At 58.8% G+C, this 16849-nt stretch carries 15 protein-coding genes; 11 read left to right on the top strand and 4 right to left on the bottom strand.

The features are described 5' to 3' along the window. Positions 1-154: 154 nt before the first annotated feature. From AC1DYF_RS05730 to AC1DYF_RS05690, 9 genes are all read left to right on the top strand, one after another. Positions 155-1990, top strand: a complete 1836-nt coding sequence (locus AC1DYF_RS05730) for an extracellular solute-binding protein (RefSeq protein ID WP_477875727.1) — start codon at positions 155-157, stop codon at positions 1988-1990. Positions 1991-2137: 147 nt separating this feature from the next. After that, complete coding sequence (locus tag AC1DYF_RS05725) at positions 2138-3208, top strand: microcin C ABC transporter permease YejB (protein ID WP_477875726.1); 1071 nt, start codon at positions 2138-2140, stop codon at positions 3206-3208. A 7-nt stretch (positions 3209-3215) separates the two neighbouring features. Then, positions 3216-4325: an ABC transporter permease gene (locus tag AC1DYF_RS05720; protein ID WP_477875725.1), complete on the top strand. Its 1110-nt coding sequence runs from the start codon at positions 3216-3218 to the stop codon at positions 4323-4325. A 64-nt stretch (positions 4326-4389) separates the two neighbouring features. Continuing rightward, on the top strand, positions 4390-4674 hold the full coding sequence (locus AC1DYF_RS05715; protein ID WP_477679902.1) for a hypothetical protein: 285 nt from the start codon (positions 4390-4392) through the stop codon (positions 4672-4674). Continuing rightward, positions 4671-5171 (top strand): type II toxin-antitoxin system VapC family toxin, encoded by a 501-nt coding sequence (locus AC1DYF_RS05710; protein ID WP_477875724.1) that lies wholly within the window; start codon positions 4671-4673, stop codon positions 5169-5171. Before AC1DYF_RS05715 ends, AC1DYF_RS05710 begins: the two co-directional genes overlap by 4 nt. Next, positions 5168-6796 carry an ABC transporter ATP-binding protein gene (locus AC1DYF_RS05705; protein ID WP_477875723.1) on the top strand — a complete coding sequence of 543 codons (1629 nt, stop codon included), beginning with the start codon at positions 5168-5170 and terminating at the stop codon, positions 6794-6796. The genes AC1DYF_RS05710 and AC1DYF_RS05705 overlap by 4 nt, the downstream gene beginning before the upstream one ends. A gap of 6 nt (positions 6797-6802) precedes the next feature. Next, entirely contained in the window at positions 6803-7762 is a 960-nt protein-coding gene (locus tag AC1DYF_RS05700; protein ID WP_477875722.1) for a 2-hydroxyacid dehydrogenase, read from the top strand. A 210-nt stretch (positions 7763-7972) separates the two neighbouring features. Next, positions 7973-9670, top strand: a complete 1698-nt coding sequence (locus tag AC1DYF_RS05695; RefSeq protein WP_477875721.1) for a long-chain-fatty-acid--CoA ligase — start codon at positions 7973-7975, stop codon at positions 9668-9670. 317 nt (positions 9671-9987) lie between these two features. Continuing rightward, positions 9988-10614, top strand: a complete 627-nt coding sequence (locus tag AC1DYF_RS05690; protein WP_477875720.1) for a TetR/AcrR family transcriptional regulator — start codon at positions 9988-9990, stop codon at positions 10612-10614. Between the two features lie 19 nt (positions 10615-10633). Here the strand turns inward: AC1DYF_RS05690 and AC1DYF_RS05685 are convergent, their stop codons facing one another. Next, complete coding sequence (locus AC1DYF_RS05685) at positions 10634-10870, bottom strand: DUF1127 domain-containing protein (protein ID WP_477875719.1); 237 nt, start codon at positions 10868-10870, stop codon at positions 10634-10636. Between the two features lie 351 nt (positions 10871-11221). Beyond that, positions 11222-11506 carry a DUF1127 domain-containing protein gene (locus AC1DYF_RS05680; protein WP_477875718.1) on the bottom strand — a complete coding sequence of 95 codons (285 nt, stop codon included), beginning with the start codon at positions 11504-11506 and terminating at the stop codon, positions 11222-11224. Between the two features lie 123 nt (positions 11507-11629). On the opposite strand from AC1DYF_RS05680, the gene AC1DYF_RS05675 reads away from it, so the two are divergent. Next, a complete protein-coding gene (locus AC1DYF_RS05675) occupies positions 11630-12580 on the top strand; it encodes a LysR substrate-binding domain-containing protein (protein ID WP_477875717.1) in 951 nt (316 codons plus the stop codon). Positions 12581-12700: 120 nt separating this feature from the next. Further along, the gene (locus AC1DYF_RS05670) at positions 12701-14695 is read left to right on the top strand and encodes a CocE/NonD family hydrolase (protein ID WP_477875716.1); all 1995 of its coding nucleotides are present in this window, start codon (positions 12701-12703) and stop codon (positions 14693-14695) included. A gap of 57 nt (positions 14696-14752) precedes the next feature. Here AC1DYF_RS05670 and AC1DYF_RS05665 read toward each other — a convergent pair whose 3' ends face one another. Together AC1DYF_RS05665 and bchE are read right to left on the bottom strand one after the other, a co-directional pair. Then, a complete protein-coding gene (locus AC1DYF_RS05665) occupies positions 14753-15175 on the bottom strand; it encodes an ACT domain-containing protein (RefSeq protein WP_477875715.1) in 423 nt (140 codons plus the stop codon). Beyond that, positions 15153-16745, bottom strand: coding sequence for a magnesium-protoporphyrin IX monomethyl ester anaerobic oxidative cyclase (bchE, locus tag AC1DYF_RS05660; RefSeq protein ID WP_477875714.1), 1593 nt, complete (start codon positions 16743-16745; stop codon positions 15153-15155). The genes AC1DYF_RS05665 and bchE overlap by 23 nt, the downstream gene beginning before the upstream one ends. Positions 16746-16849: the final 104 nt, after the last annotated feature.

Here is a 16849-nt window from a genome sequence, read left to right as displayed (position 1 = left end):
GAAACTGATTTGGCCAGACTACTATAATTCGTGAGGATTTGGCGGAAAGCATGGCTTTGCCGAAAAATCTCACTCGCGAATGGCAAATTTGCCACGATCGTTTTTTGACATTAGATCATCAGAGGAATCGCAGTCTGTCGCAAAGGAAGTGAAGATGGGTTTGAGGATGAATGGAAAACATGCGGCACTGTCGGGATTGCTTGCCCTGTCGCTCCTCATTCCCGGCCCCGTCTGGGCAGACAACTGGACCAACGGCGTGTCGGTCATCGGTAAGCTTAAATATCCGCCGGGCTTCAAGCATTTCGATTATGTCAATCCTGACGCGCCGAAGGCGGGGGATTTGCATCTTTCGGCATATGGTACTTTCGATTCGCTCAATCCGGTGGCAGGCAGCAAGGGCAACGTCGAGGGTGCAATCGGCCTGGTTTTCGAGACGCTGATGAAGTCTTCTTCGGACGAAGCGTTTTCGTCATATGGTCTGCTAGCCGAAGCAGTCTCCTATCCCGAGGATTTCTCTTCTGCCTCGTTCCGGCTCAATCCGAAGGCAAAATGGGCCGACGGCCAGCCAGTAACCGTGGATGACGTAATTTATTCCTTGGACAAGGCCAAAGAACTCGACCCGGCCAAGGCCTTCTACTATCAGCATGTTTTAAAGGCCGAGAAGACCGGTGACCGCGAGGTTAAATTCACCTTCGACCAGAAGGGCAATCGGGAATTGCCCAATATCGTTGGCCAGCTGATCATCGTACCGAAGCACTGGTGGGAAGGAGTGGATGCGAATGGCGAGAAGCGCGATGTTGGCGGAACGACCCTGGAACCGGTGATGGGGTCCGGTCCCTACAAGATCGTTGCCATCCGTCCGGGTTCATCGGTCAAGTATGAGTTGCGTGACGACTACTGGGGCAGGGACTTGCCGGTCAACGTCGGCCAGAATAACTTCAGGAGCATCGAATATACCTATTTCGTCGACCGCGACGTCGAGTTCCAGGCGTTCCGCAGCGGCGCCATCGATTATTGGCAGGAAAACAAGGCACAACGCTGGGAGACTCAGTTCAATTTCCCAGCAATGATGCAGGGTAAAATCAAGAGAGAAAAATTCCCGAATGAAGCTCGTGCACAAGGTGTGATGGTTGCCTTCATTCCAAATCTGCGGCGGGACAAATTCAAGGATGAGCGCGTCCGGGAGGCATTGAACGAGGCTTTCGACTTCGAGACGCTGAGGCGCACCATATTTTACGGCTGGTACGAGCGGATCAACTCCTACTTTGCTGGAACAGAACTAGCCTCCAGTGGCTTGCCGATAGGCAAGGAGCTGGAAATTCTCAGCAGTATCAAGGACGAACTGCCGCCGTCCATCTTTACCAAGGAATACAAGAATCCGGTTGGAGGCGACCCGAACAAGGTGCGCAACAACCTTCGACAAGCCGTGGCGTTGTTCAAGCAGGCTGGCTATGAAATCCGCGGCAATAAAATGGTCAATGTCAAAACCGGTGAGCCCTACAGCTTCGAGATCATGCTCAGCTCGAATATCATAGAGCCGGTCGCACTATCGCTGGCCGCCAATCTCAAGCTGATCGGTGTGACGGTCACTATCCGCTCCGTCGACGCTTCGCAATTTGTCCAGCGTGCCCGGACACGTGATTTCGACGTAATGTACAATGCTTGGGGCGAGAGCCTCAACCCGGGCAACGAGCAGGCGGAATACTGGGGTTCAAAGTCGGCTGCGACACCGGGTACGCAAAACTATCTAGGTGTTGCCGATCCCGCGATCGACAAGCTCATTCAGAAGGTAATCTTTTCGGCGGATCGTGACGACCAAGTAGCGGCGGTTCATGCACTGGATCGCGTCTTGCTGCATCACCATTACGTGATACCGAGCTATTTCCGCAGCGAAGATCCCGTCGCTTGGTGGGATAAGTTCGACCGGCCCAAGGAACTGCCGAAATATTCGATCGGCTTCCCGGCGATTTGGTGGATGAAGCAGAAATAGTCCTTGAGCCTGACGAAAGGCTGGTATCCTAGCCGTCGCAGATAGTCCCAATCGACGCGAATCAGCGGTTTTCTGGAGAATCATTTGACCACCGGACAGGCAACGGCATCACGATGCCCCGCAACGCTCATGGACCGGGAGGCCTGATTGGGAGCCTATATCCTTCGGCGCCTGCTGCTGATGATCCCGACGCTTCTGGGAATCATGCTGCTTTCATTCACCATCGTGCAGTTCGCCCCAGGCGGTCCGGTCGAGCAGATCGTCGCCGAACTGACCGGGCAGAATACCGATTCGCTGAATGGCGGCGGCAATGATGTCGGCGTGAACACCAGCTCGAAATATCGCGGTGCTCAGGGTCTTGATCCGGAATTCATCGCCAAGCTCAACAAGCAGTTCGGCTTCGACAAGCCTGCTTGGCAGCGTTTCGGCGAAATGATGTGGAACTATATCCGCTTCGATTTCGGCGAAAGCTTCTTCCGCAACGAAACGGTCATCAACCTGATCAAGGAGAAGATACCGGTATCGATCTCGCTTGGCGTCTGGATCCTGCTGCTTTCTTATGCCATTTCGATCCCGCTCGGTATTCGCAAGGCAGTTCAGGACGGCTCGACCTTCGATGTCTGGACCTCCGGCGTGGTCATCGTCGGCTATGCCATTCCGAGCTTCCTGTTCGGCATCATGCTGATCGTGCTGTTTGCCGGCGGCTCGTTTTTCAACTGGTTTCCACTACGCGGCCTGACCTCCGACAATTTCGACCAGTTGAGTATCGGCGGCAAGATCCTCGACTATCTCTGGCACATTACTCTGCCGGTCGTATCGATGTTGGTCTCGGCATTCGCCACCACCACGCTGCTTACCAAGAATTCCTTCCTCGAAGAGATCCGCAAGCAATATGTGACGACGGCGCGTGCGAAAGGCCTGACGGAGCGACGCGTGCTCTATGGCCACGTCTTTCGCAATGCCATGCTGATCGTCATCGCCGGCTTCCCCGGCGCCTTCATCACCGCCTTCTTCTCCGGCGCACTGCTGATCGAGAATATCTTCTCCCTCGATGGCCTCGGCCGGATGGGCTACGAGGCCGTGATAAAGCGCGACTATCCGATCGTTTTCGGCACGCTCTATATCTTCTCTCTGATGAGCATGTTCCTGACGCTGGCTTCCGACCTGATTTACACATGGGTCGATCCGCGCATCGATYTCGAAAGACGGGATGTCTGAGATGGAGATGCCGATCAGAAAACCGCGCCTGACACCACTCAACGCCCGCCGGCTCGCCAATTTCCGCGCCAACAAGCGCGGCTATTGGTCATTCTGGATTTTCGCCGTCCTGTTCGTGCTCAGCCTGTTCGCTGAATTCATCGCCAACGACCGGCCGATCCTAGTCTCTTACAAAGGCGAGATCCTGATGCCGATCTTCGTCGACTATCAGGAGGACAAGTTCGGCGGTTTCCTAGCCGAAACGGATTTCAAGACCGACTATATCCGTGACGAGATCAACGCCCATGGTTGGATGTTGTGGCCGCCGATTCGTTATTCCTATGACACCGCCAATTCCAACATACCGCATTCGGCACCGACAGAGCCGTTCTGGAGGATGGACGCTAAGGATCGATGTGCCGGCTATCCTGGGAAGGATGCCGATCCCGATTGCACGCTCGGCAATATGAACTGGCTTGGCACCGACAGCCAGGCCCGCGATGTGCTGGCCCGCGTCATCTATGGCTTCCGTATTTCGGTCTTGTTCGGCCTGGCGCTCACTTTGCTGTCGTCGATTATCGGAGTCGGCGCTGGCGCCGTGCAAGGCTATTTCGGCGGCCGGACTGACCTGCTTTTCCAGCGCTTCATCGAAATCTGGTCGTCCATGCCGGAACTCTACATCCTCTTGATCATCGCTGCCGTCCTGCCGTCCGGCTTTTTCATCCTGCTCGGCGTGCTGTTGTTGTTTTCGTGGACACGCCTTGTGGCGGTGGTGCGCGCGGAGTTCCTGCGGGCGCGGAATTTTGAATATGTACGTGCGGCCCGTGCGCTCGGCGTCAACAATGCCACAATCATGTGGCGGCATCTGCTGCCCAACGCCATGGTGGCGACGCTGACGTTCGTGCCGTTCATTCTGTCCAGCTCGATCTCGACACTGACTGCGCTCGACTATCTCAGCCTTGGAATGCCGCCCGGTTCTCCCTCCCTCGGTGAACTGGTCAGCCAGGCCAAGAACAATCTGCAGGCACCCTGGCTCGGCTTCACCGCCTTTTTCACGCTCGCCATTACGCTCTCGCTGCTAATCTTCATCGGCGAAGCAGTGCGCGACGCTTTCGATCCAAGGAAGACCTTCGGATGAGCAGAACTCGCTTTTTCACGGGTTCCAGCTTATCTTCAAGACAAAGCCTTGAGGATTGAATGTCATGAACAAGATCGTGCGCGAACACTATCCGGTTGCGAACCTGCCCGAGGATTTGCGGAAGGAATTTGAAGGTGCCGAGATGGTGACGCTCCAGATACAAGAGGAAAGCGATTTAGTGGAAATCCGCGATTTGTGGTCTGTTCCGATCGAGCAAATCAAGCCGCTTACGCCTCAGCAATTCGAGGCAGCGTTACAGGAAATTCGCAGTTCCGGTCTGCCCAACGTATCCCCGGATGAGTCTGTTAGACGCATTCGCGAACTTCGAGACGAATGGGATAGCGAATGACGGTGTTCGAACGCATCTACCTTGATGCCAATGTGCTTATCGACTTGGCTCAAGATCAGGGTAGGGTGGGTTCGCTTCTGCAATCCATAGTCATAAAGCATCCAAAAGAAGGTAGACACCCGCTTTTCATGACCAGCGAATTGACGTTCGCTGAAGTGTTGGTATGGCCCTACCGGGACAAAGTTGAATCTCTGGCGAAGTTTTATCTTCAGATCCGCTCCGGCAGCTATTGGCTGGATGTCATTCCGGCGTCGTTCACAATGCTTGCAAGAGCTGCCGCTCTTCGAGCGACATTCAAGTCGCTAAAGCTGCCCGATGCCATCCACTTGGGCACGAGCCGAATTGCCAATTGCTCTCATTTTCTCACCAACGATCTGGGGCTGTCGGATATCGCAGAAGCACGGCATCAATTCCGGGAGGAATTGATGCCTCCGGTGAATGTTATTCGTGCGAACATCAACAGCCTGGAGTCGATCCTCGGGGAAATTACATCATGACTGATCCTCTCCTGTCCATCCGCGATCTTTCCGTCGCCTTCCAGCAAGGCGGCAGGACATCGATTGCGGTCGACCATATTTCCTTCGACATCCTGCAGGGCGAAGTCGTGGCGCTGGTGGGTGAATCCGGCTCGGGCAAGTCGGTGACTGCCAACTCCATTCTCAAACTGCTGGCCTATCCCGCGGCCAGTCATCCGTCGGGGCAGATTTTCTTCAAAGGCCAGGACCTGCTCGCCGCAAAGTCTGAGGCCTTGCGGCATGTCCGCGGCAACGACATCACCATGATCTTCCAGGAGCCGATGACCTCGCTCAATCCGTTGCACACGATCGAGCGGCAGATCGCTGAAATCCTGCATCTGCATCAGGCGGTCAACCGGACGGAGGCGCGCAGTCGCGTGATCGAACTCCTGACCCAGGTTGGCATCCGCGACCCGGAAAAGCGGCTATCTGCCTTCCCACATGAACTGTCCGGTGGCCAGCGCCAGCGCGTCATGATCGCTATGGCGCTCGCCAACCGACCGGAGCTTCTGATCGCCGACGAGCCGACGACGGCGCTCGACGTCACGGTGCAGGCGCAAATCCTGGAATTGCTGCGCAAGCTCAAGGCCGAGCATGGCATGTCGATGCTGTTCATCACCCATGACCTCGGCATCGTCCGCAAGATAGCCGATCGGGTCTGCGTCATGACCAAGGGCAAGATCGTCGAGGCTGGTCCGACCGCCGAAATCTTCGCCAATCCGCAGCATCCTTATACGAAGCATCTTCTCGCCGCTGAGCCGAAGGGCGAGCCGCCGGTTACCGATGAGTCCAAACCGATCATCATCGAAAGCCAGGACTTGAAAGTCTGGTTTCCGATCAAGACGGGCTTCCTGCGCAAGATCACCGATTATGTGAAGGCGGTCGATGGCATCGACCTCAAGCTCAAGGCGGGCCAGACGCTCGGCATCGTCGGCGAATCCGGTTCCGGCAAGACGACGCTCGGTCTGGCCCTGACGCGGCTGATTTCGTCCAAGGGACGCATCGCCTTTGTCGGCTCGGATATTCAGAACGCCAGCTTCGCCGAGATGCGGCCGCGCCGTCGGCAAATGCAGGTCGTCTTCCAGGATCCCTATGGATCGCTATCGCCGCGCATGTCGGTGGCCGAGATCATCGGCGAGGGTCTTGGCGTGCATGAGCCGTCAATCTCCGACGAGGAACGCGATCGCCGTGTTTCGGAGGCGCTGACGGAAGTCGGGCTCGACCCGGAAACGCGTCACCGCTATCCGCATGAATTTTCCGGTGGCCAGCGGCAGCGCATCTCCATTGCCCGCGCCATGGTGCTGAAACCGAAATTCGTCATGCTCGACGAACCGACTTCGGCGCTCGACATGAGCGTGCAGGCCCAGGTCGTCGAACTGCTGCGAGACCTGCAGGCCAAGCACGACCTTGCCTACCTGTTCATCAGCCATGACCTCAAGGTGGTCCGGGCACTCGCCAACGAGATCATCGTCATGCGCAACGGCAAGGTCGTCGAGCAAGGCCCATCCAAAGAGTTGTTTTCGGCGCCCAAGGAGGATTATACCAAGGCCCTCCTCGCCGCGGCCTTCAATATCGAGGCCGTCAAGACCGCCGCCGTCCATCAGTGAGTGCCCATGCCTGCCAAAAGCCCGGTTATCGTCGATCTGCGTTTTCATCCCGATCAGGTGCGTGAGGGCCTGAAGCACGCCTTTGCGGGACGCGAGGTGATCAACCGTGCCGATCCGGCGAATGCGGGTCGCGATCTCTCCGGCATCCCCTATGCCGTGCTGTGGAAGCCGCAGGATGATCTCTTCTCCCGCGCCATGGACCTGAAGGTCCTGTTTTCCGGCGGCGCCGGCGTCGATCATGTGCTGACGCTGCCCGGTCTGCCGAGCCTGCCTCTGGTCCGCTTCGTCGACCACACGCTGACGACGCGCATGAGCGAATGGATCGTCATGCAATGCCTGCTGCATCTGCGTCAGCATCTCGCCTATGACCGGCACCAGCGTGCAAAGCTCTGGCGGCCGCTCACCCAGCCCGAAGCCGCCGACATCAATGTCGGCATCATGGGCATGGGCGTGCTGGGTTCGGATGCAGCCCACAAGCTGAAGGCTATGGGCTTCAACGTGCTCGGCTGGTCGAAAAGCGGCAAGGCAATCGACGGTGTGGAAATCTATGCCGCCGATGGTCTCGACGAATTCCTCGGCAAGACAGACATTCTTGTCGGCCTCCTGCCGCTGACACAGGAGACCCGCGACATTTTTGACATGGTGCTGTTCCGCAAGCTGCGCCGCACCGGCGCGCTTGGCGGCCCGGTTTTCGTCAATGCCGGCCGCGGCGGCAGCCAGGTCGAGGCTGATCTCACTGTTGCGCTCACGGACGGCACGCTCAAAGCCGCCTCGCTCGACGTCTTCGAGGCCGAGCCGCTGCCGCTCGACTCGCCTTTCTGGTCGATGCCCAACGTCATCCTGACGCCGCACTGCGCTGCCGATTCCGACACAGCCGCGCTGTTTGCCTATGTCGAGCGTCAGATTGATCGGTTCGAAAGCGGCCAGCCGCTTGAAAATGTCGTGACCCGCGAAGCAGGTTATTAACGACGATCCCAAATCACTGCCTGCGATGAGGCGCGCCGGCTGGCGCATTGCTCGGGAAACTGCGTTTTCCACGCTCGCACCTATGAGCAGACAATTTGACGTAAACGTAAGAGTTACAAATTTCTGTCATAAAGGGCTTGAAGGCGATTTGTTCTTTGATCATGTTCTGATGTGCGCGCGGACCGATTTGCGCGGTCCAGGGAGGAACGCATGAACGTAGTCTCTCCGGCTTCGACCATAGCACTGCCTGGCCGCCCTTGGCTCAAATCCTATCCGAGCGGCATACCGGCGGAGATCGCCCCGCTCGAACACCAGACGCTTGCAGCGCTCTTCGAAGACAGCTGCCGCCGCTACGCGGCCAAGACCGCCTTCATCAGCATGGGCAAGAAGCTGACTTATGCCGGGGTCGATCGCCAATCTGCGAAAGTCGCGGCCTGGCTRCAGTCGAAAGGGCACAAGAAAGGCGACCGGATCGCCGTGATGCTGCCCAATGTACTGCAATATCCCGTTGTCGTGATGGGCATCCTGCGCGCCGGCATGACGGTGGTGAATGTCAACCCACTCTACACGCCGCGCGAGCTCGAACACCAACTCAAGGACTCCGGCGCCGTCGGCCTCTTCGTGCTCGAAAATTTCGCGGTCACCGTGCAGCAGGTGATCGCCCGGACATCGGTGCGCTCCGTGGCGGTTGCCACCATGGGCGACATGCTCGGCCTCAAGGGCCTGCTGGTCAATTATGTCGTCCGCAAGGTGAAGAAACTGGTGCCAGCCTGGTCGCTGCCGGGCCATACGCCGTTCAAGGCGATCCTGGCGCATGACGGCAATTTCCGTCGCGAGGAATTCGGCCTCGATGACATCGCTTTCCTGCAATATACCGGTGGCACGACCGGCGTTTCCAAGGGCGCCATGCTGCTCAACCGCAATGTGCTCGCCAATGCCGTGCAGAGCGGCCTCTTCCTGCAGGCCGCCTACAAGCTGAAAGGCGGCGTGCCCGGCAACATCCTCTATGTCTGCCCTCTGCCGCTCTATCACATCTTCGCGCTCACGGTGAACATGGTCATGGGCATGTCCGAGGGCTCGTCCAACCTGCTGATCGCCAATCCGCGCGACATCCCTGCTTTCGTCAAGGAGCTGGCAAAGTACAAGGTCAATTTCTTCCCCGGCCTGAACACCCTGTTCAACGCGCTGGCCAATAACGAGGATTTCAAGAAGCTCGATTTTTCCAGCCTGATGCTGACGGTGGCGGGCGGCATGGCCTGCCAGCGCGTCGTCGCGGAAAGATGGCAGGCGGTCACTGGCTGCGTCATCCTCGAAGGCTATGGTCTGTCGGAAACCTCGCCGGTCGCCGCTGTCAATCCGCCGGGCACGACGGCTTTCACAGGCACGATCGGCCTGCCGATTCCCTCTACCGAGATCGACATCCGTGACGACGACGGCCACAGCCTGCCGTCGGGAGAAGTGGGAGAGCTTTGTATCCGCGGGCCGCAGGTGATGGCCGGCTACTGGCAGCGCCCGGATGAGACAGCAAAAGTGATGGCGCCGGACGGCTATTTCCGCTCCGGTGACATGGGTTTCATGGATGACCGCGGCTTCTTCAAGATCGTCGACCGCAAGAAGGATATGATCATCGTATCCGGCTTCAACGTCTATCCGAACGAAGTCGAGGAGGTCGTCGCCCAGCATCCCGGCGTGCTCGAAGTCGCCGCCATCGGCATTCCCAACGAGCATTCCGGCGAGGCGGTCAAGATCTTTGTCGTGCGCAAGGACCCGGCGTTGACGGCCGAGATGCTGAAGCAGCATTGCGCGGCGAACCTGACCAATTACAAGCGCCCGCATGCCATCGAATTCCGCGACAGCCTGCCGAAGTCCAATGTCGGCAAGATCCTGCGCAAGGAGCTCCGGCAGTAATTTCCGGCCATTGGCCGATGCGATGTCCAGGCTATCCCGCCTTGGAACAGGCGACGGGAATCATTTGCCGACGAAGGTGTATCTCGCAGCATGTTTGAGGCATGCCGCTGGCGCCACGCGGGAAATTACAATTAGAGGGTAAATTAAGCAAAGAAATATCAACCTGCGCTCATCACCCTCGGATCAATATGCGACATCGGCGTAAACCGCACTTGCAATCTGCGCGCTTGTCGCTCAACACTGAATGAAGATGTGGGAGCGTAAGCATTTTGAACTGGGCGAGTGTCCATGATGACTTCCATGTCAGAAGGACATGAATGCCGAAAGCCGAGCAGATCCTCAGGCGCGCTCCCAAGCAGGAGAGGAGCCGCGAGCGGGTTGATGAAATTCTGGCTGTTGCCAAACGGTTGATAGGGGAAAAGGGAAGGGACGCCGTCAAGATGCGCGAGATTGCCGCCCTGGCCGGCGGACCGATATCCTCGGTCTACCAATATTTCCCCAACAAATCCGCTATTGTCGCCACGCTGCACGACCGCTGGTCGAGTGATGTCTATGACATGCTCGAAGAAGGTCTCAAGGGCGTTGACAGCCTCGAGACATTGTTTATCGCCAGCGCGGCGACGCTGAGGCAATATCACCAACGCCTGCTGACCGATTCCGCGATGGTCGATGTCTTGAGTGCGGTCCAGGCAGACAAGACCTTGAACGCTGCCTATATCCAGTCCATTCGAAAGCTGGCGCATCTCTTCTGCGAGGTCGCCCAGCCATGGATAGATCCAGGCCGATTCGATATGTTTAGCCGGCAAACGTTCCTGATGTTCGAACTGGCGCGCGGCGTCGTCCGTCTCGCGCTCGCTGTCGGTGGTTCCGAGGCGGAAGGGATCATGACCGATCACAAGTCAATCATCTATACGTTGCTGATGAACTATGCCCGCCCCAGTTGATTATCTCCATCCTGCCCGATCAACGGCCGGCGCGGCGGCGTGTGAGATCAACCAGCTTTTCGTCGGCGGACGAAGCCAGGCGCAGATCGATGATATCGTCGCGCGTCAATCCGACATCGCGCAGCATATGGTCGTCGAGCTCATCGAGCTGTGCGAGCGTGTTGTGAAAGCGGACCCAGTCGCGCGTGCGCGCAAACGTCTTGGCGCGCTGCAGCAGCGAAAAGGGGACGGGATGGGTTTCGGCAAACATGGCCATAGAGGTAACTCCTTGTCTTGGCGCGCCTTCTAGAGCCGTTCGCGTCACTTGTCTGTTCCTTTCGTAACAAACCTGTCATGCATCTGTCACAAAGCGCATCGCGATCTCCGGGATTGGCTCCTGGCGCTTTAGCTGTTTGTTTTTTCGCATGTCGTTATCCCGAAGCCGGTGACCACTTTCGGCAGACATGCCTTAAAGAAAAAACCCGGCCGGCTGCCTGGGAAAGCAGCGTGACCGGGCAAGAGGCAGGGCGCTTGGCGTAGCCCTGCGGGGAAACTGGGGGGAGCGGGGGGCGGGACCCACTCCCTCAGCATGTCCAGGCGCGAGGATGCCCGGGCATGCGGAAAGGAACTAGAACCGTTTCGAACCGCGCAGCGGATTCTGGCGCAACATCACCAGATGCATCGACGGGTCGGCGGTAAACGGCAGCAACAGCGCAGATTCAACATCGCTGCGTTTCAGGCCGATGTCGGCGAGCTGCGCATCGTCGAAATCGCGCATGTCCTGCACGAGCTTGCGGCCGCGCCACGCTCTTGAAAAACTGGCCGGCCAGCCGAGCAGAGCCCGCCAGGCATTCGACAACAGTTCACCTCTGCCCGCAGCGGCGCTAGCGGGCGCTTGATCCAGCATAGACATTGGTTTCTCCTTGGCCTGACTGGCCAAATTGCATTTGATGGTGCCTTTATGAAAAATAATTATTGATCAGTCCAACGAATGTTTCTAATCATTACTATCAAACTCTCTTATGGGTGTATCCTCATGTCAGCGCCGCTCGATATTGACCAGTTGCAGACCTTCGTCGCCATCGCCGATGCCGGCAGTTTCACCAAGGCGGCGGACCGGGTGTTCAAGACCCAGTCGGCCGTGTCGATGCAGATGCGGCGGCTCGAAGAGCGCATTCGCAAGCCGCTCTTCGTCAAGGACGGCCGCGGCAACCGGCTGACGCCGGAAGGCGAAAAGCTGCTCAATTATGCCCGCCGCATGATCCGCCTCAACAACGAGGCCGTCGCCGCCTTCGATGACAATCGTCTCGAAGGCACGCTGCGCATTGGCACGCCGGATGATTATGCCGACCGGTACATGCCGGAGATCATCCAGCGCTTCGCCCGCTCGCATCCCAATGTCGAACTCTATATCGTCTGCGAGCCTTCGGTCGACCTGGCCGAGAAGATGGCGCGCGGCGAACTTGATATTGCGCTTGTCACCCACAATCCGCTGGAGCGTGAATCCGAAGTGGTGCGCACGGAGCCGCTCTGCTGGGTCACCTCGGCCAATCATCCGCTGCCGGAGAATGCGCCGGTGCCGCTTGCCGTTGGCCGGCGCGACTGTCAGTGGCGCAGGCTTGCCTGCGCCTCGCTCGACGCCATCGGCCGCGAATATCAGATTCTGTTCACCAGCTGGTCGTCGACCGTCGTGGCGTCGGCCGTGCTTGCGGGCATGGCGGTTTCGGTCCTGCCGGAATCAGCGCTCAGGACCGGCATGAAAGTGCTGGGACAGCCGGATGGTTTTCCGCCGCTGGCGCCGGTGCAGATCGGCATCATGAAGCGCCCCGGCCTGTCGCCATCGCTCACCAATGCCATCACCGCCCATATCAGCGCCTGCCTCGACAACATCACGCCCGTCAGTGTCGAGGACGAACTCGACCGCGACGTCAAGATGTGGCCGCGCATGCCGCGCCTCAAGGCCGGTCATATGCTGCCGGGATGGTAGGACGCGTTTGCGCTTCATCCGGCCGCAATTGGCATGACAAATCTTGAGGGTTAAACTAGTCTGGCGGCAGGCCACGAGCCTGTCGCCTATCCGCATGTCCAATTCTCCCGAGAGTACCCAATGCCCGACCGTTCCTTCACGACAATCGAAAACCAGTGGATCACGCTCAAGGACGGCACTCGCCTTGCCGCCCGCATCTGGATGCCTGATAATGCCGAGAATGATCCGGTGCCGGCCGTGTTCGAATTCCTGCCCTACCGTAAGCGCGATGGAACCAGCCCGCGCGACGAATCCACCTATCCGGTTTTCGCAGCAGCTGGGATTGCCGGCGTGCGCGTCGATATCCGCGGCTCGGGTGAATCCGAGGGCGTTATCGATGGTGAATATACGCCGCTCGAACTTGCCAATGCCTGCGAGTTGATCGAATGGATCGCGGCGCAGACATGGTCGAACGGTTCGGTCGGCATGATGGGCATTTCCTGGGGTGGCTTCAATTGCCTGCAGGTCGCAGCGCTGCGGCCAAAGCCGCTCAAGGCGGTGATCTCGATCGCCTCGACGGTCGACCGCTATAATGACGACATCCATTACAAGAACGGCACGCATCTGTCCGCCCAGCTTTCCTGGGCCGCGACCATGCTGGCCTATCAGTCGCGCTCGCCCGATAAGGATCTGACCGGCAACCGCTGGAAGGAAATGTGGATGGAACGGCTGGAAAACCAACCTTTCTTCATGGAGGAGTGGCTCACGCACCAGCGCCGCGACGCCTTTTGGCAGCACGGCTCGATTGGCGACAATTTCGCCGATGTCGAGATTCCTGCATTGGTGATTGCCGGCTGGGCGGACGGCTATCGCAATACGCCGATCAAGGCCGTCGAAGGCCTGGGACCGAAGGGCAAAGCCATTATCGGCCCTTGGGTGCACAAATATCCGCATTTCGCCTGGCCGAAGCCGCGCGCCGATTTTCATGGCGAGGCGATCCGCTGGTGGAACCGCTGGCTGCGCGATGAGCAGAATGGTGCCGAAGATCTTCCGCAGGTCCGCGCTTACATTCTTGACGCGATCCGGCCTGCGCCGCGCCGCGATTTCGATCCGGGCTTCTGGATTGCCAAGAGCGCCTGGACCAGCCCGGAAGCCCAGCACTTCCACGTCGATCCGCATGGCAGGCTGGCGACGGCCGGATCGAGCCGCGGCCATGGCGAGGTTTTCTTGCGCTCGCCCCTTAATACCGGCACGGCCTCCGGCGAATATTTCACACTGAAGCCGGATGCGGAAATGGCCGTCGACCAGCGCAGCGACGATGCCGGCTCGCTGGTCATCGAAACCGCGCCGTTGACGGAGCCGCTTGATTTCCTCGGTATGCCCTCGGTAAAATTGACCGTCTCCTGTGAAGCGGAACTGGCCAATCTTTGCGCCCGCGTTGTCGACATTCATCCGGATGGCACGGCGCAGCGCGTCTCCTTCGGCGTACTCAACCTCGCCCATCGCCAATCGAATGCCGATCCGAAGCCGCTTGTGCCGGGGGAGAAGACGACAATCACGCTGGTGCTCGACGCCTGCGGCTATCGTTTCGAGCCCGGCCACAGACTTCGCCTATCCTTGTCGACCGCCTACTGGCCGATGATCCTGCCGCCGCCGACCGATCCGGGCCTGACGGTGGATCTTGCCACGATCGAACTCGCCATGCCCAAACTCGGCGAGGCCGAGCGGATCGAGATGAAACAGCCCGACAATCCGTCGCCGCTTCCGGAATACATTGAACATGCACCGGGCAAGACGCATCGCTCCGTCACCCGCGAACTCTCGGCCGCCGAGACGCACTATCGCATCCATGAGGATACTGGCCTGCACGAACATCCCGGCACCGGCCTGTCGACCCGGCAATTGCGCGACGAGGTCTGGACGATCGCCGATGGCGAGCCGACCTCGATGACCGGCCGTTCCACCTGGACCTGCGACATGGCGCGGCCGGGCTGGTTCCTGAGGACGATCTCGACGGCAAAGATGTCCTGCACGACAACGGACTGGCATGTCAGCGCCGAGGTGATCGCCTATGAAGGCGACGCGGAAATCTTTCGGAAAACCTGGGATAAGGTCGTCCCGCGCGACATGATGTAGACGACACGGCGGTGTTTTTGGCTCGGTCCGCCGCCATGCGCTTGGCGTCCTCCGCGCCTAATGCCGCCCCACCGCATCACGGTTTCTCTCTGACAAAGCCTTCAGCGCCATGATTGCGCGCTCGGCATCCGCCGCGCCGACAAAGATGTGGTCGTGATAGAAAGCCGCGACCACGTTGGCGCTGATACCATGACGCGTGAGTTCGGCAGCGATGGCTGCGGTCAGCCCAACGGCCTCAAGTGAGGAATGCACTTTAAGGCTGATCTGCCGCATCGGCGCGCTCTTCGGGCAATCGAGTCGGGTGGCGATGACCGAGTCGACGATCAGTGTCAGCCCCTCTTTCTCCATGAAGGTTGCCAGGGCGGCGATATCGCGTTCCAGTTCGACGCCGGGCGGCAGGGTGCAAAAGACGAACGCACCGGGTTGCAATTCCGGCTCCATGCTGGCGAGCAGTGTTTCAAGGTCGGTAATGCCGGTCATCGCTTGCCTCCGCTATCCCGACAAGAGGTATCGCTTCTTCAGCACGTAAACGCAAATGGGCCTCCGCCTTCCGCGCCGGCGGCTTCATCGATTCTTCTTCGGTATCCAGTGGTGCACCCCAGAAATCCTCGAGGCTGGGGCCGTCCTGCATCTGCCGTCGCCTGAAAAGCGCCTCGAACAATTCGCGAAACCAGACACGGCGACCCATCTTCGTGTACCAGCGCATCGAATGCCGCTGGACAGGATCGCGATGCAAGAGGATGCGGGCAATCGCTTTCGGTCGCGCTTGCATCATCACTTCCACCAGCTTGACGCTGAGCACCAGAAGCAGCGGATGGAAATGGCGCATCTTCAGCACCTGATGCTTGTAGTCCCATTTGCGGATATCGGGTTCGATCACGGTTCGCTCCTTGGCGATCCGAAAAAATGGCGTCCAGCGATGCGGCGTGACGAACAGCATCTGGATCTGGTCAGGATCGTAAGCCAGCAATTGCCGGAAACCACGCCAGATGTCGGCGAAACGATCCTCCTCGAAGCCGACAACCCAGGTGCCCATGGAAAGGATGCCGTGCTGCCGCAGCAGCTTTACCGCCTCGCGGTCGGTGGACGTGCCGCCGCCCTTGCGGATCAATGCCAGCGTTGCCTCGTCCGTACTCTCCATACCAAGAAGCCAGCGTACGACACCTGCCTTGCGGTAGAGATGCAGGATATCGGCATCACGGACGATGTCATCGGCCCGGGTCGAGCCGGCGATCTGTACGGGGACATTCTCGGCAATCAGCGCCTCGCAGAATTCCTTCCAGGCCTTCTTGGAAACGGTGGGGTTCTCATCGGCGAGATTGATGAACTCGACGCCCTTTTCCCGGTAAAGCCGGGCAATCTCGGCGGCGAATTTCCTGGGGTCGCGATGGCGCCATCGGGTCCAGAATCCGCGTTGGCCGCAATAATTGCAAAGATGCGGGCAGCCGCGCGAAAACTGCATGACCACGGCGCGTTTGCCGCCCCAATAGCTGTAGAGCCGATGGTCGATCAGCTCCCAGCCGATGCGGTATTGATCGAGGTCGTTGCTTGCCTGGCGTGGCGACGTTGCGACGATGCGCCCTCTCGCATCGCGAAAAGCAATCCCGGAAATGCCGGCGAGCGGCCGGCCCGTCTCAAGAGCAGCCATCAGTTCGACCGCGGTTTCCTCACCCTCGCCACGGACAATCGCGTCGATCTCGGCACTTTCGGCGAGCGCCTCGCGCCAATGATAGGTCGGAAACACACCGCCATAGACGATCCTGACGTCAGGCGCCGCCGCCTTGATCTGCTTCATGATCCGCATGGCCGTCGGATGCACGCTGGTCGAGCCCGAATGACCGACAAGTACGGCGTCCGGCCGCGCAGTCAGCGTTTGCCGCACGATTTCGGGGATTGGCATGTCAACGCGATCGGCGTCGATAAGCCGGACATCGTGGCCGGCATCGATCAGCGGACCACCGATCGACAGAAGCCCGAGCGGCGGCAAATGGTCGTCCGGCACACGGCTGCCGATCGCCGTGTGTGGCGGATTGATCAAGATAATGCGCATGTATTGTTCTCCCACCCGTTCGCCATTATGGATGGAAACGGATCAGAGCGGAAATACGATCGAAAATGACAATGATTCCGGCGGAATTGCGGGTAAGCGACCTC

This window comes from Rhizobium sp. P2_G9, assembly GCF_056403475.1.
Note: the sequence above shows the minus strand (reverse complement) of the source record. Positions and strands in the feature narration are given on the sequence as shown.

Bases quoted from the DNA above. Each gene is read 5' to 3' on its own strand.
- AC1DYF_RS05730 (WP_477875727.1), top strand. From the start codon at position 155: ATGGGTTTGAGGATGAATGGAAAACATGCGGCACTGTCGGGATTGCTT.
- AC1DYF_RS05720 (WP_477875725.1), top strand. From the start codon at position 3,216: ATGCCGATCAGAAAACCGCGCCTGACACCACTCAACGCCCGCCGGCTC.
- AC1DYF_RS05715 (WP_477679902.1), top strand. From the start codon at position 4,390: ATGAACAAGATCGTGCGCGAACACTATCCGGTTGCGAACCTGCCCGAG.
- AC1DYF_RS05710 (WP_477875724.1), top strand. From the start codon at position 4,671: ATGACGGTGTTCGAACGCATCTACCTTGATGCCAATGTGCTTATCGAC.
- AC1DYF_RS05705 (WP_477875723.1), top strand. From the start codon at position 5,168: ATGACTGATCCTCTCCTGTCCATCCGCGATCTTTCCGTCGCCTTCCAG.
- AC1DYF_RS05700 (WP_477875722.1), top strand. From the start codon at position 6,803: ATGCCTGCCAAAAGCCCGGTTATCGTCGATCTGCGTTTTCATCCCGAT.
- AC1DYF_RS05690 (WP_477875720.1), top strand. From the start codon at position 9,988: ATGCCGAAAGCCGAGCAGATCCTCAGGCGCGCTCCCAAGCAGGAGAGG.
- AC1DYF_RS05685 (WP_477875719.1), bottom strand. From the start codon at position 10,870: ATGGCCATGTTTGCCGAAACCCATCCCGTCCCCTTTTCGCTGCTGCAG.
- AC1DYF_RS05680 (WP_477875718.1), bottom strand. From the start codon at position 11,506: ATGTCTATGCTGGATCAAGCGCCCGCTAGCGCCGCTGCGGGCAGAGGT.
- AC1DYF_RS05675 (WP_477875717.1), top strand. From the start codon at position 11,630: ATGTCAGCGCCGCTCGATATTGACCAGTTGCAGACCTTCGTCGCCATC.
- AC1DYF_RS05670 (WP_477875716.1), top strand. From the start codon at position 12,701: ATGCCCGACCGTTCCTTCACGACAATCGAAAACCAGTGGATCACGCTC.
- AC1DYF_RS05665 (WP_477875715.1), bottom strand. From the start codon at position 15,175: ATGACCGGCATTACCGACCTTGAAACACTGCTCGCCAGCATGGAGCCG.
- bchE (WP_477875714.1), bottom strand. From the start codon at position 16,745: ATGCGCATTATCTTGATCAATCCGCCACACACGGCGATCGGCAGCCGT.